General features: G+C 66.4%; 15 protein-coding genes. 13 read left to right on the top strand and 2 right to left on the bottom strand.

What is annotated here, in order from left to right; genetic code table 11:
• Positions 1-13 precede the first annotated feature (13 nt).
• Positions 14-3,412 carry a hybrid sensor histidine kinase/response regulator gene (locus tag ASC68_RS06220; protein ID WP_055876492.1) on the bottom strand — a complete coding sequence of 1,133 codons (3,399 nt, stop codon included), beginning with the start codon at positions 3,410-3,412 and terminating at the stop codon, positions 14-16.
• A gap of 258 nt (positions 3,413-3,670) precedes the next feature.
• Between ASC68_RS06220 and ASC68_RS06215 the strand changes: the two genes are divergently transcribed.
• The 7 genes from ASC68_RS06215 (at position 3,671) to ASC68_RS06185 (ending at position 11,308) form a co-directional block, all read left to right on the top strand.
• The gene (locus ASC68_RS06215; protein WP_248310498.1) at positions 3,671-5,329 is read left to right on the top strand and encodes an ABC transporter substrate-binding protein; all 1,659 of its coding nucleotides are present in this window, start codon (positions 3,671-3,673) and stop codon (positions 5,327-5,329) included.
• Between the two features lie 86 nt (positions 5,330-5,415).
• On the top strand, positions 5,416-6,393 hold the full coding sequence (locus tag ASC68_RS06210; protein WP_055876489.1) for an ABC transporter permease: 978 nt from the start codon (positions 5,416-5,418) through the stop codon (positions 6,391-6,393).
• Between the two features lies 1 nt (position 6,394).
• The gene (locus ASC68_RS06205; protein WP_055876486.1) at positions 6,395-7,309 is read left to right on the top strand and encodes an ABC transporter permease; all 915 of its coding nucleotides are present in this window, start codon (positions 6,395-6,397) and stop codon (positions 7,307-7,309) included.
• Positions 7,306-8,112: an ABC transporter ATP-binding protein gene (locus ASC68_RS06200; protein WP_082527956.1), complete on the top strand. Its 807-nt coding sequence runs from the start codon at positions 7,306-7,308 to the stop codon at positions 8,110-8,112. The genes ASC68_RS06205 and ASC68_RS06200 overlap by 4 nt, the downstream gene beginning before the upstream one ends.
• Positions 8,109-9,026 (top strand): ATP-binding cassette domain-containing protein, encoded by a 918-nt coding sequence (locus tag ASC68_RS06195; protein ID WP_055876479.1) that lies wholly within the window; start codon positions 8,109-8,111, stop codon positions 9,024-9,026. Before ASC68_RS06200 ends, ASC68_RS06195 begins: the two co-directional genes overlap by 4 nt.
• A 100-nt stretch (positions 9,027-9,126) precedes the next feature.
• Complete coding sequence (locus ASC68_RS06190; RefSeq protein WP_156387268.1) at positions 9,127-10,347, top strand: MFS transporter; 1,221 nt, start codon at positions 9,127-9,129, stop codon at positions 10,345-10,347.
• Positions 10,340-11,308 carry a DJ-1/PfpI family protein gene (locus tag ASC68_RS06185; RefSeq protein WP_248310497.1) on the top strand — a complete coding sequence of 323 codons (969 nt, stop codon included), beginning with the start codon at positions 10,340-10,342 and terminating at the stop codon, positions 11,306-11,308. The genes ASC68_RS06190 and ASC68_RS06185 overlap by 8 nt, the downstream gene beginning before the upstream one ends.
• A 10-nt stretch (positions 11,309-11,318) precedes the next feature.
• Here ASC68_RS06185 and ASC68_RS06180 read toward each other — a convergent pair whose 3' ends face one another.
• Entirely contained in the window at positions 11,319-12,194 is an 876-nt protein-coding gene (locus ASC68_RS06180) for a LysR family transcriptional regulator (protein ID WP_055876474.1), read from the bottom strand.
• A gap of 195 nt (positions 12,195-12,389) precedes the next feature.
• On the opposite strand from ASC68_RS06180, the gene ASC68_RS06175 reads away from it, so the two are divergent.
• The 6 genes from ASC68_RS06175 to ASC68_RS06150 all read left to right on the top strand — a co-directional run bounded on the left by ASC68_RS06175 (position 12,390) and on the right by ASC68_RS06150 (position 18,992).
• Positions 12,390-13,373: a nucleoside hydrolase gene (locus ASC68_RS06175; RefSeq protein ID WP_055876471.1), complete on the top strand. Its 984-nt coding sequence runs from the start codon at positions 12,390-12,392 to the stop codon at positions 13,371-13,373.
• 31 nt (positions 13,374-13,404) lie between these two features.
• The gene (locus ASC68_RS06170) at positions 13,405-14,721 is read left to right on the top strand and encodes a sugar ABC transporter substrate-binding protein (RefSeq protein WP_055876468.1); all 1,317 of its coding nucleotides are present in this window, start codon (positions 13,405-13,407) and stop codon (positions 14,719-14,721) included.
• 248 nt (positions 14,722-14,969) lie between these two features.
• The gene (locus ASC68_RS06165; protein WP_055876467.1) at positions 14,970-15,839 is read left to right on the top strand and encodes a sugar ABC transporter permease; all 870 of its coding nucleotides are present in this window, start codon (positions 14,970-14,972) and stop codon (positions 15,837-15,839) included.
• Positions 15,839-16,693 (top strand): carbohydrate ABC transporter permease, encoded by an 855-nt coding sequence (locus ASC68_RS06160; RefSeq protein ID WP_055876464.1) that lies wholly within the window; start codon positions 15,839-15,841, stop codon positions 16,691-16,693. The genes ASC68_RS06165 and ASC68_RS06160 overlap by 1 nt, the downstream gene beginning before the upstream one ends.
• Positions 16,694-16,695: 2 nt before the next feature.
• Positions 16,696-17,676: an adenosine deaminase gene (gene add / locus ASC68_RS06155; RefSeq protein ID WP_055876799.1), complete on the top strand. Its 981-nt coding sequence runs from the start codon at positions 16,696-16,698 to the stop codon at positions 17,674-17,676.
• Positions 17,677-17,753: 77 nt separating this feature from the next.
• On the top strand, positions 17,754-18,992 hold the full coding sequence (locus ASC68_RS06150; protein WP_055876461.1) for an AGE family epimerase/isomerase: 1,239 nt from the start codon (positions 17,754-17,756) through the stop codon (positions 18,990-18,992).
• Positions 18,993-19,260 lie beyond the last annotated feature (268 nt).

The raw sequence follows: 19,260 nt of genomic DNA, 5'->3' as shown, positions 1-19,260 counted from the left end.
CTTGGCTGAGGTGTCAGGCGAGGCCGGCGGGTTCGCCCTGGGGGACGCGGCGGAGGTGGAGCTTGAGGTGGGTGCGCAGCACCGTCAGCCGCTCGGACAGCTCGGCGCGAAGGGCCGCGATGGCCGGATCGGCGGCCGCTGCCTCGGTGTCGCCGAGCACGAACTCGGCAGTCTGCACCACGTCGCGCCAGCGCGGGTTGGCCGGCAGGGTTTCGATCAGCAGGTACTTGTCGAGGGTGCGCACCTGCAGCGACGAGCGGTCGAAGCTGGCGCGCCAGATGCCGCTGGCTTCGGCGAAATCGATCTTGGAGCGGCCGGTGACCCGGCGCCACAGGCTGAGGCTGGCGCTGGTCACCTCGACGAGGATGCGGCGATAGTCGTCGCCGTCATCGAGCGGAGACGCGGTGGCCGGTAGCGGCGGCGGGCTGGTGAGGGCCGGGCCGACCGTGTCGATGGCGGCGCGGAGGCCGCGCACCAGGCCCTCGGTCTGGGCGAAGCTCTCGCCGGTATCGAGCGTCAGCACGCAGGCGATACCGCCGCCGGCATCGGCCTCGAGTTCGAAGGCGCTGAGCCGCACCGGCGGGCGCCCGGGATCGAGCGGCACCGCCTCGAGCATTGCCTTGCCATCGGCGCGCACCAGCCCGATCACCGTGGCAGCCGTCGCCGCCGGAATGACATCGGCGAAGGCGGTGACGCCGGGCTCGATCCGCCGCGCCGTGAGGGTTGAGGCCGCATGGTTGGCATAGGTGATGGCGCCATTCTCGGCGACGCAGACGAGGCCGGCGTTGAGCGCGTCGAGCAGGCGCGCCAGCCGCTGCTGCGACAGCCGCAGCGCGTCCTCGACCAGCACGCGGCGGTCGATCTCCTGGCGCAGGTCGAGGTTTTCGCGCGCCGTGCCGCGGGCTCGGCGGGCCTCCAGCAGGGTCGCGATGCGGGCCAGCAGCTCCTCCTTGACGAAGGGTTTTATCACATAGTCGTTAGCGCCGTTTTCGAAGCCGGCGAGGGTATCGCGGGTGCGGCTGCGCGCGGTGATCATGATGATCGGCAAGTCGAGCAGGCTGTGGCTGCGGCGCAGCTGCCGCGCCACATCGAGCCCGCCGATGTCGGGCATCATCACATCGAGGATGACGAGGTCGGGGGCGTGCCGCTCCACCGCCTCGAGCGCGGCGCGACCGCTATCGGCGGTGCGGACGACGTAACCCTGCGGCTGCAGCACATTGCGCAGCACCTGGATATTGATCGGCTCGTCGTCGACGACGAGGATCTGCGGGGCGGCATCGTCACCGTCCTGGGCGAGGAACATCGGGGCGTCGAGGGCGTGATCGACCGCCGAGTGAAGGCCGGTGAGGTCCGCATCGGCCAACAAGTCAGTGGCCGCAGCGGGGGTGGCGCGCGGCAGCCTGAGGGTGAAGCGCGAGCCCTGCCCCTCGGCCGACTGCGCCAGGATTTCGCCATCGAGCAGGTGCGCCAGCTGGCGGGCGATGGTGAGGCCGAGGCCGGTGCCGCCGGACTGGCGGGCGGTATCGAAGCCATCCACCTGTTCGAGCGGCTGGAAGATCCGCTCGAGGCTGCCGGCCGAGATGCCGCGACCGCTGTCGGCGACATGCATCAGCACCGTGCCCTCGGGCGTCGCCTCGGCGCTGATCGCGATGGCGCCCTGGTCGGTGTATTTGATGGCGTTGCCGATCAGGTTGTAGAGGATCTGCTCGAGCCGCACCGGATCGGCGAGGACGAAGCCGAGATCGTCGGGGATGTCGACGGTGAGGATCACCGGCTCGCCGCGCAGCATCGGTTCGCACAGCTGCAGCACGTTGCGCACGCTGGTCGCCACATGCACCGGATGGATATCGAGCCGCATGCGGCCCTGGCGGATGCGGTAGAGATCGAGCAGGTCGTCGACGATGCGCGACAGCCGCCGGGCGCTGAAGGTGATGAGGTCGAGCTGGCTGCGCTGCGGGCCGCTGAGCTTGCCGACGACGCCGCCGGCGAGGGTTTCGGCGATGCCGATAATGCCGTTCAGCGGGGTGCGCAGCTCGTGCGAGGTGTTGGCGAGGAAGGTATCCTTGTGGCGGTCGGCCAGCTCCAGCGCGCTGTTCTTTTCGGCGATGACCCGCACCTGCTGCTCGAGCTCGGCATTCTTCTGGCCGACCAGCGATAGCTGGCTGCGCAACGCATCGCGCATCCGCCGGAAGCTCGTGGCCAGCCGGCTGAGCTCGCGGGGTGAGGCGATGGCCGGCATGTCGCGATCGAGATCGCCGCGGGCGATGGCCTCAGCGACGCCAGTGAGCCGCACGATCGGCGCGGTCATGGTGCGCGACAGCAGCACGACGATCAACACCAGCAGCGGCAGCGAGATGCCGGCGACGATGATCAGCACGCGCTTCAGCTCGTCGGCATTGGCGAAGGCCAGCGCCGTCGGCACTTCGGCAACGAGGGTCCAGGCGAGGTCGCCGAACTGCACCGGGACGGAGGCCGACAGGGCCGGCGCGCCGCCAAGCCCCGCCGCGACGATGGCGGCCCGCGGTGCGCCGGCGGCCGCTGCCGCCTGGGTCGGGATACCGATCACTGCGCTGGCGCCGGTCGGCGCCGAGACCAGGGCGTGATGGGCGCTCAGCAAATAGAGCTGCGCCGTCTCGCTGTTCTGCGCCTGGGTCAGGCGGTCGAGCCCGGCAGTCGGCAGTCGCAGCACCACGGTCCCGCGGAACTTATGGTAGAATTCGACTGGCACCGCGACATAGGCGCCGAACACCCCGGTGATCGGATCGCGGTCGAAATCGCTGACCAGCGGAGGTGCGCCCGGCACCGCGAGCCGGGAGCGCTCGATGAGTTCGGAGAGTGGCGTGCCGCTGAAGCCGAGACTCAGGTCGCGGCCGAGATAGCGGTCCTTCAGCATCGAGTAGACGACGCGGCCCTCCGGGGTGACGAGGTAGACATTGTCGAACTCGGAGGTGCGAACGAAGCTGGCGAAATCCTCGTGGAACTGCACATGGGCGTTGGCATATTCGAGCGCCTGGCTGAGCAATTGATCGTCATCCACCGGCTGCTGGTGATCGGCCGCCTGGTCGCTGACGGCGAAGATCTGCTGCAGCAGCGCCGTGGCGCGCTCGGGTGAGCCGTCGATCTGCCGGAAGGCGTAGCTGAAGCCGTAGAAATCGCCGATGGCGTAGCGCACGGCGTTGGAGCGGGCGAGGCTCGCTGCCTGGCGCTCGGCAAAGCCCAGATATTGCTCGATCTCGCTCTTTTTGGCGTCACGCACGAAGCCGAGCTTGCCGAAGGTCTGGGCTTCGACATTGGCGCTGAGGATGGCAAAAAAGGCAAAGCCGGTCGCCACCAGCGGCAACGTGCTGATCAACAGGAAGATCAGCAGCAGCCGGCCGCGAAAGCCATTAGGCACGAGTCGCAGACGTCCCATCCCCAGCCCTCTGCAATGCGCAGCCTATTGTCGGATAATTTTCCGCCGGGACGCAAGAATACCACTTTCGTCTAACCCGGGATTTTGCCGATTTTGACGATCTTGCGTGACGAATTGCACGCTTTTGCCCGGGTGACGGGAGGTGGGTGGCAAGGCTGATGTGGTTGCCGCAAGGGACGTGGGGTGGCTGCGGCAAGCGGCACGCATGTCTCGAGGGGGTCCCGGCCGGCGATGGCCCGGGCGAAACAGGGAGTGGACATGATGAGATCGACGACGTTCAGCCTCGTCCTCGTGGCAGCGGCGCTGGGAGCGCCCGCCACGGTCGAGGCCAAGGCCATCCTGACGGCGTTTCCGACCGAAACCACGGCGTTCGTCGCCAACTTCAATCCGTTCAACACCTCGACGCGGCTGTCGACGGTCGAGGACTTCATGTACGAGCCGCTGGTGATCTTCAACGTGCTGCAGGGCGGCAAGCCCGAGTACCGGTTGGCCGAGAGCTTCACCTACAATGACGACCTGACGGCGGTAACCTTCAAGATCCGCGACGGGGTGAAGTGGTCGGACGGCCAGCCGTTCACCGCCAACGACGTGCTGTTCACCTTCAACCTGTTGAAGGCGCATCCGGAGCTCGACCTCAATGCGATCTGGACGCAGATCAAGAGCGTCGAGGTCGACGGCAACAACGTCACCATCGCCTACAATGCCGCCAATTCGGGCCTGATCTACAAGCTGGTGCAGGTCTATGTGGTGCCCGAGCACACCTGGAAGGACGTTGCCGACCCCGCGACCTTCACCAACGAGAAGCCGGTGGGCTCGGGGCCGATGACCGAGATCGAGCGCTTCACCCCGCAGGAATACATGCAGTGCCGCAACCCGAACTACTGGGATGCCGCGAACCTCTTCGTCGATTGCCTGCGCTTCCCGCAGATCGCCGGCAACGACCAGACGCTGACCGAGGTCACCAAGGGCGAGCTCGACTGGTTCGGGGCCTTCCTGCCCGATATCGAGAAGACCTATGTGGGGCTCGACCCCGACCACAACGCCTACTGGTTCCCCGGCGGTTCGATGGTGGTGTTCAACCTCAACCAGCAGACCAAGAACGCCGGCAACAAGGCGGCCTTCAACGACATCAACTTCCGCCGCGCCTTCTCGATGGCGATGGACCGGCAGGCGATGGTGGATATCGCCGGCTATGGCTATCCGACGCTCAACGAATATCCGTCGGGGCTCGGGGCGGCCTTCCATTCATGGAACAACCCCAAGGTCGACACCGAGTATGGCCAGTTCTCGAAATACAACCTCGATGCGGCGAAGCAATTGCTGGCCGACAGCGGCTACAAGGACGTGACCGGCGACGGCTTCGTCGAGAATCCTGACGGCTCGAAGATCAGCTTCGACATCATCGTGCCGAACGGCTGGACCGACTGGGTCAACAGCGTGCAGCTCGCCGTCGAGGGGCTGACTCAGGTCGGCATCGAAGCCCGCCTGTCGACCCCCGAGGAAGGGCCGTGGGACAACATGCTGAAGTCCGGCGACTTTGATGTGGGCATCAACTCGATCCGCGGCGGCGTCACCCCGCACTTCATGTTCGACCTGGCGCTCTATTCAGCCAATGTCGGCAAGACCCGGCAGGCCGCCTCGCACTACTCGAACCCCGAACTCGATAAGCTGCTGGATGGTTTCTACCAGACCAGCGACGAGGCCGAGCAGCGCAAGCTCATGGACCAGATCCAGGAGATCGTCGGCCGTGACCTGCCCTATGTCGCGGTGTTCAACAACCCGCTCTGGTACGAGTACTCGACCAAGCGCTTCACCGGCTGGTTCAACGCCGACAATCCGGTGGCGCGGCCGGTGGTCTATGGCGGCGTGCCGGAGCGCGTGCTGCACCTGTTGGCCCTCAGGCCAGTGACACCTTAGGCCTCGAGACGACCAGAGCCTGATCCAGGCGGCACGCTCCCCACGCGGCGCCGCCTGGATCTCGTAACCGACGGGGGAGGGTTCGCATGCCGTTCGTGCTGCGCCGCATCGGCTTTTACATCGTGGCATTCTGCGCTGCCGCGGTGATCAACTTCCTGATCCCGCGGCTGATGCCCGGCGATCCGATCGACTTCATGTTCGCCAAGGCCGAGAACACGCTGCCGCCGGAAGCGAGCGCCGCGCTGCTCAAGACCTTCGGCTTTGCCGTCGGGCCGCTGCACGAGCAGTTCCTCGCCTATCTCAGGAGCGTCTTCACCTGGGACCTCGGCTACTCGGTGAAATTCTATCCGCTCACCGTCTCCCAGGTGCTGGGCTATGCCCTGCCCTGGACGGTGTTCCTCGCCGGCACTTCGGCGATCCTCGCCTTCTCGGTCGGCTCGATCACCGGCATCCTCGCCGCCTGGCGGCGCGGTAGCGCCTTCGACTCGGTAGCATCGCCTTTGGCGCTGGCGGTGCAGGCGATCCCGGCGGTGGTGGTGGCGCTGGCGGCGCTGTTCGTCTTCGGCGTGGCGCTCAAATGGTTGCCCACCGGCTATGCGTTCGATCCCAAGCTCGACCCCGGCTGGAGCCCGCAATTCATCGGCAGCGTGGCGCACAGCGCCATCATGCCGGTGGTGTCGCTGGCCTTCGTCCATATCGGCGGCTACCTCGTCACCATGCGCAACAACATGATCGGCCAGCTCGGCGAAGATCATGTGGTGATGGGGCTGGCCAAGGGGCTGAGCGACCGGCGGGTACGCTACAATTATGCGGCGCGCAACGCGCTCCTGCCCAGCGTCACCGCCTTTGCGCTGACCATCGGCTCGGTGATGGGCGGCTCGCTGGTGACCGAGGTGGTGTTCAACTATCCCGGCCTCGGCCGCACCCTCTATGTCGCGATCGTCGCCCGCGATTACCCGCTGATCCAGGGGCAGTTGCTGGTCATGACGCTGGCCATGCTGACCGCCAATCTCGCCGTCGACCTCGCCTATGTGTTCCTCGACCCGCGGCTGAGGAGGGCCTGAGATGAGCGGTTCTCTCGAAGTCATCTTCCGCAACAAGAAGGCGGTGGTCGGCCTCGCCATCGTCCTCGCCTATGTGGCGATCGCCATCGCCGCCCCCTGGATCACCGAGCATGCGCCGATGCAGCGGGTGGGGCGGCCACATGAGCCGCCCTCGATGGACCAGCTGCTCGGCACCACCCGGATGGGGCGCGACGTGTTCACCCAGCTGATCTGGGGCACCCGCACCTCGCTGTTCGTCGGCTTTCTCGCCGGGCTGATCGTCACGGTGATCGGTGTGGCGCTCGGCATTACCGCCGGCTATCTCGGCGGCTGGGTCGACGAGGTGATCAACTTCCTCACCAACATCGCGCTGGTGATCCCGCAACTGCCGCTGCTGCTGGTCATCGCAGCCTTCGTCGGGCAGGCGAGCCCGATGGTGATCGCGCTGATCATCGGGCTCACCTCCTGGGCCTGGGGCGCACGGGTGACGCGGGCCCAGACCATGAGCCTCAGACGCCGCGAGTTCATCGAGGCCTCGGAGCTGGCGGGCGAGCCGACCTGGCGGATGATCGCGGTGGAGCTGCTGCCGAACCTGTTATCGATCATCGGCTTCAACTTCATCGGCAGCGTCATCTACACCATCATCACCGAGGCGACGCTGGAGTTCCTCGGGCTGGGCGATCCGAACGCGGTGAGCTGGGGCACCATGCTCTACAATGCGCAGACCTCGTCAGCGATCATGATCGGGGCGTGGTGGGAAGTGGCGGCGCCGGCGAGCTTCATCGCGGTGATCGGCATCGGCCTGTCGCTGATCAACTTCGCCATCGACGAGATCTCCAACCCACGGCTGAGGACGCTCGGCACCGTCGCCAAGGCGGCGAAGGCGCAGCGCGCCATCGACCGGGCGCGGGTCGATGCGACGGCGCCGGAGGCATGACGATGGATCAGCAATCGAACCTCGTCGAAGTGCGGGGCCTCAAAGTCGACTTCATGACCACGACGGGGCTATTCACGGCGGTCAACGCTGTCGATCTCGACATCCGGCGCGGCGAGGTGATGGGGCTGGCCGGGGAAAGCGGCTGCGGCAAATCCACTATCGCCTTTGCGCTGATGCGGCTGCACCGGCCGCCGGCGATCATCTCGGGCGGCAGCATCCGGGTCGACGGCGAGGACGTGCTGGCGCTGACGCCGCAAGCGCTGAGGCGGTGGCGCTGGCGCAAGGTATCGATGGTGTTCCAGAGCGCCATGAACTCGCTGAACCCGGTGCTGACGATTTTCGAGCAGTTCCGCGACGTGCTGGTCGGCCATACCGGGATGCGCCGCGAGGCGGCGCGGGCGCGGGCCGAAGAACTGATGAAGCTGGTGGGCATCGCCGCGGCGCGGCTCGACGATTACCCGCACCAGCTGTCGGGCGGCATGCGGCAGCGCGTGGTGCTGGCCATGGCGCTGGCGCTCGAACCGGAGCTGATCATCATGGACGAGCCGACCACGGCGCTCGACGTGGTGGTGCAGCGCGAGATCCTCACCGAGATCATGGCGCTGAAGGCGCGGCTCGGCTTTTCGCTGCTGTTCATCACCCATGACCTGGCGCTGATGGCGCAACTGGCGGACCGCATCGCCATCATGCTCAAGGGCCGGATCATCGAGGTCGGCGCGACCCGGCAGATCGTCGAGGCGCCGGAGCAGGCCTATACGCGGGCGCTGTGGGACGCCATGCCGAGGCTGGAGACCCTGTCATGACCCCGCCCATCCTCGAACTGGTCGCCGCCAGCAAGACCTTCCGCATCCGCAACATCTTCGGCGGCGAGAAGTCGGTGGCGGCATTGCAGCAGGTGTCGCTGAAGCTCGACGAAGGGCGGGCCCTGGCCATCGTGGGGGAGAGCGGCTCAGGCAAATCGACGCTCGGGCGGGCTGCCACGGGCCTGTTTCCGCTGAGTTCGGGCCAGGTGCTGTTCCGCGGGCGCGACATCGCGACGATCCGTGGACGCAAGGCCCGGCTGACGCATCGGCGCGCCGTGCAGATGATCTTCCAGGATCCGTTCTCGGCGCTGAACCCGGCGCATACGGTGCGCCATCACCTGGAGCGGCCCTTGCGGCTGCACCATGGGCTGAGCGGGGTGGCGCTCGGCGAACGGGTGGCCGGGATCGTCGCCGAGGCCGAGCTCGACCCGGACCACACGCTCGACAAATACCCGCACGAGCTGTCCGGCGGGCAGCGGCAGCGGGTAAACCTGGCGCGGGTGCTGGCAGTGGGGGCAGAACTGGTGGTGGCGGACGAGCCGACCTCGATGCTCGATGTCTCGATCCGCCGCTCGATGCTCGAGCTGATCGCGCGGCTGAAGGCGCAGCGCGGCCTCAGCCTCCTCTACATCACCCACGACATCGCCACGGCGCATTATATCGCCGAAGAGACGGCGGTGATGTTCGGCGGGCGGATCGTCGAATGGGGGCCATCGCGCGAGGTGATCGCCCGGCCGGTTCACCCCTACACCAGGGTGCTGCTGTCGGCGGTGCCCAATGCGTCGGAGCGACTGGATGGCGACAGCGCCGCGGCCGCAGCGTTCGCCGTGGAAGTCGCCCGGGTGCGCGGCATGGCGCGGGACACGATCGGCCACCTGACGGAAATCAGCCCCGGCCACTACGCCGCGGTGTGATCGCTCCGCGAACTGGCATCTGGCAGAATTTGATAGTTTGTTGTCATTGCCGCCACGGGGAGTTGCCGCAATGCTGCGCCGGCAACAACCAGAGAATGCCATGTCCGCCGCCCCGCAGAACTCGATCGGCATCCGAAATGCCCGCGTCCTGGCGCTGTGCCAGGGACTCTATGTGTGTGCCATCTCGGTCGACCTGACGTTGACCGGCATAGCCGGGTACCAGTTGGCGCCGGACAAGGCGCTGGCAACGCTGCCCTTCGCGCTGATCACGGTCGGCGCGGCCGTGGTGACGGTGCTGGCGGCGTTCATCATGGCGCGGTTCGGCCGCCGGCTCGGCTTCGCGCTCGGCGCAGCGTGTGGAGCCTTGGGCGGAGTGGTGTCGGTGTGGGCGATCGTGCTCGGCGACTTCTGGCTGTTCTGCCTCGGCACCGCCGGGGTGGGTGCATTCCAGGGCTTCTCGCAGTTCTATTCGATTGCCGCGGCGGATGGGGTCGAGGCCGCACGCAAGAGCCGGGTGATTTCGACGGTGCTGGCCGGCGGGGTGATCGCCGCGATTGCCGGGCCGGTGCTGGCCAACTGGACGCGAGACCTGATGCCGACGGCGCCGTTCGCCGGGGCCTATGCCATGGTGGCGGCACTGGCCTTCGCCTCGACGCTGATCTTCCTCGCGGTTTATCGCGACACCGAACCGGTGGACGCCACGGCGACGAGCGACTTGGGCCCGGCGCGGCCGCTGGCCGAGATCGTCCGGCAGCCGATGCTGCTCGCCGGTGTCGCCACAACCATGGCTGCCTCGGCGTCGATGCTGCTGGTGATGACGGCGGCGCCGCTGGCAGCGCTGGCCTGCGGCTTCACCATCGACGACGGCGCCGGCATCATCCAGTGGCACCTGATCGGCATGTTCGCCCCCTCGTTCGTCACCGGGCGGCTGGCCGCGCGCTTTGGCGTACCGACAGTGCTGTTCGCCGGGCTGGCGCTGACGGCGGCGGGCGCTGCGACCGCCCTCGCTTCCACTGCACTGCTGGCCTTTTACGTGGCGCTGTTCGCCATCGGCATCGGCTGGAACTTCATGATCGTTGCCGGCACCACGCTGCTCTCGCAGTCCTACCGGCCGAACGAGCGGGCTAAGACGCAGGCGCTAACCGGCCTCATGGGCAACCTCGCCGCGACCTGCTCTACCCTCTCGGCCGGCGCAGTGCTGACCGGCTTCGGCTGGGAGATCATCAATATCGGCGTCGCGCCGCTGCTGGCCATCGCCGTACTGGTCGTGGTCTGGTGGCTGACGGTGCGGACCCAGCAAAAGAGGGCCGAACTTGCCTGAGCGCCTGATCGTGATGCTGGCCTATGCCGGCGTGAATGCCATCGATGTGTGCGGACCGCTGCAGGCTTTCGCCACGGCGGACCGGCAGCGGTTGCCGGCAGCGCCGCATTACCGGCTGGTGACCGCTTCCGCTGAGGGCGGGCCGATCGAGACGGCGCCCGGGTTCGCTATTCTCACGCGCGCACTGGCCGAGATCGATCCGCGGGAGATCGACACGCTGATCGTGCCGGGCGGGGTGCGGGAGTTCGGGCCAAGCCTTGATGGATTGCTGGACTGGCTGGGGGCGCATGGAGGCTCGGTGCCGCGGCTCTGTTCGGTCTGCACCGGGGCGTTCTTTCTCGCCGAGGCCGGGTTGCTCGAGGGCCGGCGGGTCACCACGCATTGGTCGGGAAGCCAGGAGCTCGGGGCACGGTTCCCTGGCCTGTCGGTCGAGCCGGACTGCATTTACGTCAATGATGGACGGGTCTGGACCTCGGGCGGGGTCAGCGCCGGGATCGACCTGGCGCTGGCGCTGATCGAGGCCGATGTCGGGCCGGCCGTGGCGCTGGCGACGGCACGCCAGATGGTGGTGTTCCGGCGCCGCCCGGGCGGGCAGAGCCAGTTCAGCCCACCGGCACAACCACGCGGCGGCACGTTCGACGGGCTGCACGAGTGGATGGAGGAGAACCTCTGCGCCGACCTCCGGGTCGAGCGGCTGGCGGAGCGGGTCGGGATGAGCGCCCGCAACTTCGCCCGGGTTTATGTCGAGGAGACCGGCGCCACCCCGGCGCGAGCGGTAGAAGCACTGCGGCTCGCCGCCGCCTGCCGGGCGCTCGAAACCACCGGATTGCCGCTCAAGGTGATTGCCGAACAGGCCGGGCTCGCGACCGAACAGAACCTGCGCCGGGTGGTCCAGCGGCAGTTCGGCATCGGCCCCAGCGACTATCGCATCCGCTTCGGGCAAGGTGAGCCGGTCGGCTGATGCGCCACGACTACTCGGCGAACTCGCGTTCGAACCAGCGCTTCACCAGGTTCATGACGCGGATCGAGCGATCATTGCGCCAGGCGAGGTACCAGGAGCCGGGGCGTGTGACGAGGCCGAGCGGCGCCAGCATGCGGCCCTGCTTGATGGCGTCGGATACGGCGGGACCGGGCCCGATGGTGACGCCGAGCCCGGCCTCCGCAGCCTGCAAGGTGTAGAACAACAGGTCGTAGGAGATGAACTCGCGCGGCTCGAGCGTCACGCCGGCTTCGCGGGCCCAGTTGGACCACATGTCGGGCGGCCAGACGGTATCGAGGCGCGGCAGGCTCCACAGATGCTCGAGGTCGTCCTCGCGGCCCTTCATCAGCATCGGGCTGACCACCGGGCCGAAGGTTTCGGGCGCCACGGTGGCAACGGTCATTCCCGGAATCTCCGGCACCGGGCCGACGCCGATATAGATATCGATGGAGCGATCGGCCGGATTGATCTCGCGGCTCCAGGTGGTGAGGCGCACCGAGGTGCCATCGAGCAGCGCCTCGAGGCTCTGCAGCCGCGGCACCAGCCAGCGGAGCAGGAACGCATCGGGCGCCGTCAGCATGATGGTCTGGCGGTTGTGAGCGTGGCGCAATTGCTCGGTGCCGCGCGCAATCGAAGCGAAGGCCTCGGAGATGGTCGCGGCATACTCCGCGGCGGCCGGGGTGAGGCGGATCGAGCGGTTGCCACGCTCGAACAGTTCGACCCCCAGCGCGTCCTCGAGATGCTTGATCTGCCGGCTGACGGCGCCATCGGTGACGCTCAGGTCCTGCGCCGCCTTCTTGACGCTGCCGAGCCGGGCCGCCGCCTCGAAGGCGCGCAGGGCATTCAGCAGGTGGCCAGTCTCAACCATTGACGAAAACTCAATCGAACGGCCGATTTGTAAATTGTTGGCCGAGGCCCGTCCAGCCTAGTGTTTTGGCTCGGATGCGAGGCGCCAGGCCGCCGGAACCGGGTTCCTCCCTCTCCAGGTTTCGAAGCCTGGCGCCCTCGTGTCCGGATCCACGCACGGCGACGTCCTCTTTCACTCCCTAGAGCAAGATTTCTTATGTCCGTTTCGACTCCCCACCGCATCATCATCGATTGCGACCCCGGCCATGACGACATGGCGGCGATCCTGCTCGCCGCGTCGCATCCGGCGATCCGGATCGAGGCGATCACCACGGTGTGCGGCAACGCGTCGCTCGAGAACACCACGCGCAATGCGCTGCGGATCGTCGACGCGTTCGGGCTCGACGTGCCGGTGCATGCCGGCGCCGTGCTGCCGCTGCTGCACCGCTACGAGTTCCCCGCGGCGTTCCATGGCCCGTCGGGCATGGACAGCGCCGGCGTCGAGCTGCCGCAGACCGAGCGCAAGGCCGATGCGGTCGGCGCCGTCGAGGCGATCATCGCCAAGGCCGACGCCAACCCGGGCGAGATCACCCTGGTGGTGATCGGGCCGATGACCAATGTTGCGCTGGCGCTGGCCTTGCGGCCCGACCTGGCGCAGAAGCTCAAGCAGATCGTCTTCATGGGCGGCTCGGCCACCGAAGGCAACGTGACCCCGGCGGCCGAGTTCAACACCTGGGCCGATGCGGAAGCGGCGCGGATCGTCTTCAAGTCGGGCGCCAAGCTCGTGATGTTCGGGCTGAACCTGACGCACCAGACGCTCTTGAGCCGCGCCGACATCGCCGAAGTGCGCGCCGCGGTGGCCGGCGACAATCCGGTGGCCGACATCATGACGTTCTATTGCGGCACCTATTACGCCTTTGCCGGCGAGGACAAGCCGGGCGCACCGCTGCACGACCCCTGCGCGGTGGCCTACCTGATCGACCCGACAATCTTCGGCGTCGCGCAGTTGCCGGGCGAGGTGATCATCGGCGATGGCCCGGGTTACGGGCAGACGCTGATCGATTTCCGTCCGCAGGACCCAAAGCATGACACGCGCAGCAAGAATGTCGGCGTCGCGATGACGGTCGATGCGAGGCGGTTCACGGAACTGGTGACCCCTGGCCTCGTCTGGGGCGCCAGGCGGTTTGCGGCAAAGTCCTGATTTCTTCAGCTACAAGAGAAGGGTGCGTAATATGAAGATGTGGAACACGGCTCTGGCGATCAGCGTGGTGGCGGCGATGACCGCGGCACCGGCGCTGGCGCAGGACAAGACGCTCAACATGATCGTCATCGAAGGCGGCGACACCACGGCCATGCAGGCCGTCGTCGATGCCTATACGGCGGCGCATCCGGGCACCAAGATTAACCTGCAGCCCTATCCGTTCGCGCAGTTCTTCCAGGTGGCGGAGCTGCGGCTGCGTTCAAAGGACGCCGGCATCGACCTCGTCTATGTCGATGCGCCGCTGGTCGCGAGCTATGCGTCGCGCGGCTTCCTCGCGCCTGTTGACGCCAGCATCGATACGTCGAGCCTGGTGCCAGCGGCGATCGATGCCGGCAAGTATGATGCGACGCAGTTCGCGCTGCCGATCAACAATTCGGCGCAGGTGCTGTTCTACAACAAGAAGCTGTTCGCCGATGCCGGCATCACCGCGCCGGAAGGGCTGACCGCCGGGCAGAACGCCACGCAGGCGGAAGTCGATGCGCTCGGCTCGACCAAGCGCTGGACCTGGGAACAGGTGGCGGACGCGGCGCAGAAGCTGACGGTCAAAGATGGCGGCCGTACCACGCAGTACGGCTTTACGGTCGAGCAGTTCGGCGAGCTCTACCAGTTGCAGCCGCTGGGGGAATCGCTGGGCACCGACGTGATCGCGCCCGATGGGGTGACCGCCAAGGGCTACCTCGACAGCGAGGCCTGGACCAAAGCCGGCACCTACTGGGCCAACCTCTACAATGAATGGGCAGTGAGCCCGAAGAGCCTCGGCTATGGCGAAGCGGCCTCGCTGTTCGGCAATGGCCAGCTGGCGATGTTTGCTGGCGGCACCTGGAACCTGCCGATCCTCGCGCAGACCGGCGTCGATTTCGGCGTGGCGCCGTTCCCGTATTTCGAGGGCGGCAAGGTGCTGACCCCGACCGGGAGCTGGTATGTCGGCGTCAGCGCCGCCTCGACCAACCAGGCCGAAGCGTTCGATTTCGCCAAGTTCCTGACCACCTCGGACGAAGGCACACGCGTCTGGTTCAAGGCGCTGAACCAGCTGCCGGTGAGCAAGCCTTTGCTCGACGAAATCAGCACCGCAGCCGATTTCGATGCCTTCCCCAATAACGTGTTCCGGCTGGGCGTCTACGACTCGCTCAACACCGCCAAGGCCCGTCCGGTCACCGCGGCCTATGGCCAGCTGCAGGACGCGTTCCGCACTGCCTTCATCGACATGGCGAATGGCGTGGCGGTGAAGGATGCACTGGCGAGCGCCGTGCAGAAGTTCGAATCCGCGGCAGCGCGCGTCGCGCAGTAGTCTGTCTTCGGCGACCCAGTCGCCGGCCAATCGACGGAGCGCCTTCTCCCCTTGTGGGAGAAGGTGCCCGAAGGGCGGATGAGGGGTATCTCTCCGCGTACTCGGTCGCTCCTCGCTTACGCTCGGATCGCGCTACACTTCGTTGCGCGGCCCCCTCATCCGGCCTTCGGCCACCTTCTCCCACAAGGGGAGAAGGCGATCACCGAAGCAATCGTGCCCGTGACTCTCCACTAGGTGAACCGCTCTAGATGGTCAGAAGCAAGACTCCCCTCTTCCTGCTCGCGGTGCTGCTGGCGCCGGCGCTGGTCGGCCTCGTGGTGTTCCGCCTCTATCCGATCGCCTTGGCGGTCAGCGACAGCTTCTTCAACATGCTGCGCAGCAACCAGGTGTTTGTCGGGCTCGACAACTACGTCGCGCTGTTCACCGATTCCGCCTTCTGGAAATCGCTGCAGGTGACGCTGTGGTTTAACCTGTTGATCAACCCGATCCAGATCGCGCTCGCGCTGGGCCTGGCCCTGCTCTACGTGCAGAAGTTCAAGGGCGTGGCGTTCTACCGGGTGCTGTTCCTCATCCCCATCGGGGTGTCGCTGCCCACCGCGGTGATCATCTGGCGCATCATGCTGAGCCCGGATGGGCTCGCCAACGGCGTGCTCAACATTGCCGGCATTCCCGGCCAGCCATGGCTGACCTCGGAGAGCCTGGCGCTCTATTCGATCATCGCCATCGCCACCTGGAAGGGCATCTCGTACTGGATGATCTTCATCATCGGCGGGCTGCAGAACATTTCGCCCGAGATCTATGACGCGGCCAGGATCGACGGCGCGCGAGCCTGGCAGCGCCTGGTCTTCATTACCATCCCGCTGCTGCGGCCGACGCTGCTCTTCGTGCTGGTGGCCGACGTCTCAATCAATTTCCTGCTGTTCGCGCCCATCTTCATGATCACCCAGGGCGGGCCGGCCGACAGCACGAATGTGCTGATGTACGAGGCCTTCAAGTCGGGCTTCATCTTCGGCGACATGGGCCGGGCGATGGCGATCATCGTCGTGGTGGTCGCGATCCTCCTCGTCATCGTCGGGTTGCAGTTCCGGCTGCTCAACGGCAAGCCGGAGAAGAAGTGATGCAAAGCACCCCGCGCGCGCTCCGCAAGGGCATCGGCTTCGGTTTGAAGCACGTCGCCTACATCGCCATTGCGTTCATCTTCGTCTTGCCGCTGTGGTGGGCGATCGTCTCGTCGCTCCGCCCCAACACCGAAGTCTTTGCCGATATCTTCCCGTTCACCGCCAAGGCGCTGATCCCCTCGCCATTCTCGCTCGAGGCCTACCAGGGCGTGTTCGACCGCGGCTTTGGCATCATCATCGCCAACACGATGTTCGTCGCGATCGTCACGATGATTGGCGGACTGATCGTCAACGGCATGGCCGGCTTTGCTTTCGCGGTGTTCGACTTCAAGGGCAAGAACGCCATTCTGACGCTGATCATCATCAGCTTCATGCTGCCCTTCGAAGCGATCGCGCTGCCGCTCTACACCGTCACGCTGCAGTTGGGCTGGCTCGACAACGTGGCAGCGTTGATCGTTCCCAGTGTTGCCAACGGGCTGGCGGTGTTCCTGTTCTACCAGTTCTTCAAGGAAGTCCCGAAGGACTACCTCGAGGCGGCCAAGCTCGATGGCGCCAACTGGTTCGATGTCCTCGTTCGCATCTATGTGCCACTCTCGATCCCCACCTGCATCAGCGCCGGGCTGCTCCTCTTCGTGTTCCAGTGGGAGGCGTTCCTGTGGCCGCTGCTCGCCATGCCCTCCCAGCAGTTCAAGGTGATCCAGGTCGGCATGGCGGCGTTCCAGCAGCAGTACCAGACGATCTGGAACCAGCTTTTTGCAGTATCGGTGATCACCGCGCTGATCCCGATCGCCCTGTTGTTGCCGCTACAGCGCTACTACGTGCAGGGCCTGGCGAGCGCTGGTATCAAGGGTTGATGATGACTCGCGACGAACTCAGGGCGATTCCCAAGGTCGAGCTGCACCTCCACCTCGATTGCTCGATGAGCTTTGACTCGGTGAACGCACTCGACCCCAGCGTGACGCCGGAGCGCTATCGTGCCGAGTTCCTCGCGCCGCAGAAGTGCGTGAACCTCGTCGACTATTTCCGCTACCTGGCGCCGCCGCTGGCGCTGCTGCAAAGCCGTCGGGCGCTGACGGTGTCGACCATCGATCTGCTTCGGCAGCTGGCCGAAGACGGCGTGGTCTATGCCGAGATCCGCTTCGCGCCGCAGCTGCACCGACAGACCGGGCTCACCACCGACGACGTGGTCGAGACGGTGCTGGCAGCGCTGGTCGAGGGGCGAAAGACCTATCCGGTCGAAGCGCGACTGATCCTCTGCACCCTCAGGCCCGACGATACGGCGCAAGGCCTCGACCTGGTGCGCATCGCCGAGACCTGTCGGGACCAGGGGGTCGGCGGTGTCGACCTCGCCGGTGACGAGACCGGCTATGGGCTCGGCGAGCACATCCCGGTGTTTCGCAAGGCCGCCGAGCGCGGGCTTAACGTCACGGCGCATGCCGGCGAGGCGGGCGGCGCCGAGAAGGTGCGCGAAGTGGTGGAGCAGCTGGGCGTGCGGCGTGTCGGGCATGGGGTGCGCTCGATCGAGGATGACGCGGTGATCGCGCTGCTGCTGGAGCGCGACGTGCATCTCGAGGTCTGCCCGTCGTGCAACATCCAGATCGATGTGTTCGACCGCTATGAAGATCACCCGGTCGACAAGCTGGTGCGGCGCGGCGTGTCGGTGGGGGTCAATACCGACGCGCGCGGGCCGACCGATCTGACGCTGACCGAGGAATATGGACGGCTGCAGCAGGTGTTCGGCTGGGACGCGGCACGGTTCCGGGCAGCCAACCTCGCGGCGATCGGGCGAGCCTTCGCCGACGACGCGACCAAGGCGGCGATCCGGGCGCGGCTCTAGGCCCGATACTCGTATGGTAGCCCTCGACGCTGCGCTGCCCGCTGGGTAGAACTGGCGCAGCAAAAAGGGAGCTGAACATGCCGGCGACGACCACCCAACCCTGGCGCAACCGTAGCTATCATCGGCGCTGGCTCTTGGAGCAGGCCGACGCGCTGTTCGGGTTCTTCCAGAATCGGGCCTTCAACCCGAAGGGCGGGTTCTTCGACCTCGATCCGACCGGCAAGCCGCTGAACGCCGCCAATCCGGTGCGCGGCATCCACTCGACGGCGCGCATGGTGCACTGCTTCGCCATCGGCAGCCTGCTCGGCCGGCCGGGCTCGGACCTGATCGTCGACCACGGCATGCAGTTCCTGTGGGAGCGGCATCGCGATACCAAGGCCGGCGGCTATTTCTGGACGGTGGACGATAACGGGCCGCGCGACGGGCGGAAGCAAGGCTACGGCCATGCCTTCGTGCTGCTGGCCTCGTCGAGCGCCAAGCTGGTCGGGCACCCCTTGGCCGACAAGATGCTGGCCGATGTGACCGAGATCCTCGAGACCAAATTCTGGGAAGAGCAGCACGGCGCCATTGCCGAAGAGTTCAACGCCGACTGGTCGGTGATCGCGCCCTATCATGGGCAGAACTCCAACATGCACCTGACCGAGGCGTTGATGGCAGCGTTCGAGGCCACCGGCGAGCGCCGCTATCTCGACAAGGCCGAGCGCATCGCCGACCTGATCATCCGGCGCAAGGCCGGCGAGAACGGTTTTCGCGTGGCCGAGCACTTCGATGGCAACTGGCAGGTCGACAAGGGCTATCTCGGCGACCAGATGTTCCGGCCGCCTGGCACCACGCCCGGCCACTGGCTGGAATGGTCGCGCCTGGTGCTGCAGCTCTGGGCGCTGGGCGGCAAAGAGCACGCCTGGATGCCCGATGCGGCCGAAGCTCTGTTTGCCCAGTCGATCGCACTCGGCTGGGACAAGGACAAAGGCGGGTTCTTCTACAACCTCGACTGGAACGACAAGCCGGACATGCGCGACAAGCTGTGGTGGCCGGCCTCCGAAGGCATCGGCGCCGCGGCGTTCCTCTGCGAGCACCGGCCGAGCGCCTTCCACGAGGAGTGGTACCGCCACATCTGGGACGTGATCGCGAGTTCGTTCATCGACGAGCAGAACGGCGGCTGGCACGAGCAGCTGACCGAGGACCTGCAGCCGAGCTACACGCTGTTCGGCGGCAAGGGCGACATCTACCACGCGCTGCAGGCGTGTCTGATCCCGCTGTACCCAGCGACCGGGAGTTTGACCAAGGGGATCTTGGCGGAGATTTCGGGCCACTGAGGCCTGCAGTCGGCGCACCCTCTCCCGTTTACGGGGGAGGGGGGACCAGCCGAAAGGCTGGTGGGAGGGGGGTGCCGCAAACACTGGCCTCTGCCCAGTCCGCCTACCATTCGTGCGTGGGGCACCCCCTTCCCACCACGCTTTCGCGCGGTCCCCCCTCCCCCGCAAGCGGGAGAGCATCTGTGTTTGCGGTCAAGCGGTTTTAGGGTTGGTTTGGAGCCCAGAGGCGGTTCTGCGTGAGCAGGGTGTTTGCGAGCACGACGAGCTT

This window comes from Devosia sp. Root105 (genome assembly GCF_001424865.1).
Classification (GTDB): domain Bacteria; phylum Pseudomonadota; class Alphaproteobacteria; order Rhizobiales; family Devosiaceae; genus Devosia_A.
Note: the sequence above shows the minus strand (reverse complement) of the source record. Positions and strands in the feature narration are given on the sequence as shown.

Excerpts from the sequence above, each read along its gene's own strand:
- ASC68_RS06220 (WP_055876492.1), bottom strand. The coding sequence starts at position 3,412 with ATGGGACGTCTGCGACTCGTGCCTAATGGCTTTCGCGGCCGGCTGCTG.
- ASC68_RS06215 (WP_248310498.1), top strand. The coding sequence starts at position 3,671 with ATGATGAGATCGACGACGTTCAGCCTCGTCCTCGTGGCAGCGGCGCTG.
- ASC68_RS06210 (WP_055876489.1), top strand. The coding sequence starts at position 5,416 with ATGCCGTTCGTGCTGCGCCGCATCGGCTTTTACATCGTGGCATTCTGC.
- ASC68_RS06205 (WP_055876486.1), top strand. The coding sequence starts at position 6,395 with ATGAGCGGTTCTCTCGAAGTCATCTTCCGCAACAAGAAGGCGGTGGTC.
- ASC68_RS06200 (WP_082527956.1), top strand. The coding sequence starts at position 7,306 with ATGACGATGGATCAGCAATCGAACCTCGTCGAAGTGCGGGGCCTCAAA.
- ASC68_RS06195 (WP_055876479.1), top strand. The coding sequence starts at position 8,109 with ATGACCCCGCCCATCCTCGAACTGGTCGCCGCCAGCAAGACCTTCCGC.
- ASC68_RS06190 (WP_156387268.1), top strand. The coding sequence starts at position 9,127 with ATGTCCGCCGCCCCGCAGAACTCGATCGGCATCCGAAATGCCCGCGTC.
- ASC68_RS06180 (WP_055876474.1), bottom strand. The coding sequence starts at position 12,194 with ATGGTTGAGACTGGCCACCTGCTGAATGCCCTGCGCGCCTTCGAGGCG.
- ASC68_RS06175 (WP_055876471.1), top strand. The coding sequence starts at position 12,390 with ATGTCCGTTTCGACTCCCCACCGCATCATCATCGATTGCGACCCCGGC.
- ASC68_RS06170 (WP_055876468.1), top strand. The coding sequence starts at position 13,405 with ATGAAGATGTGGAACACGGCTCTGGCGATCAGCGTGGTGGCGGCGATG.
- ASC68_RS06165 (WP_055876467.1), top strand. The coding sequence starts at position 14,970 with ATGGTCAGAAGCAAGACTCCCCTCTTCCTGCTCGCGGTGCTGCTGGCG.
- ASC68_RS06160 (WP_055876464.1), top strand. The coding sequence starts at position 15,839 with ATGCAAAGCACCCCGCGCGCGCTCCGCAAGGGCATCGGCTTCGGTTTG.
- add (WP_055876799.1), top strand. The coding sequence starts at position 16,696 with ATGACTCGCGACGAACTCAGGGCGATTCCCAAGGTCGAGCTGCACCTC.
- ASC68_RS06150 (WP_055876461.1), top strand. The coding sequence starts at position 17,754 with ATGCCGGCGACGACCACCCAACCCTGGCGCAACCGTAGCTATCATCGG.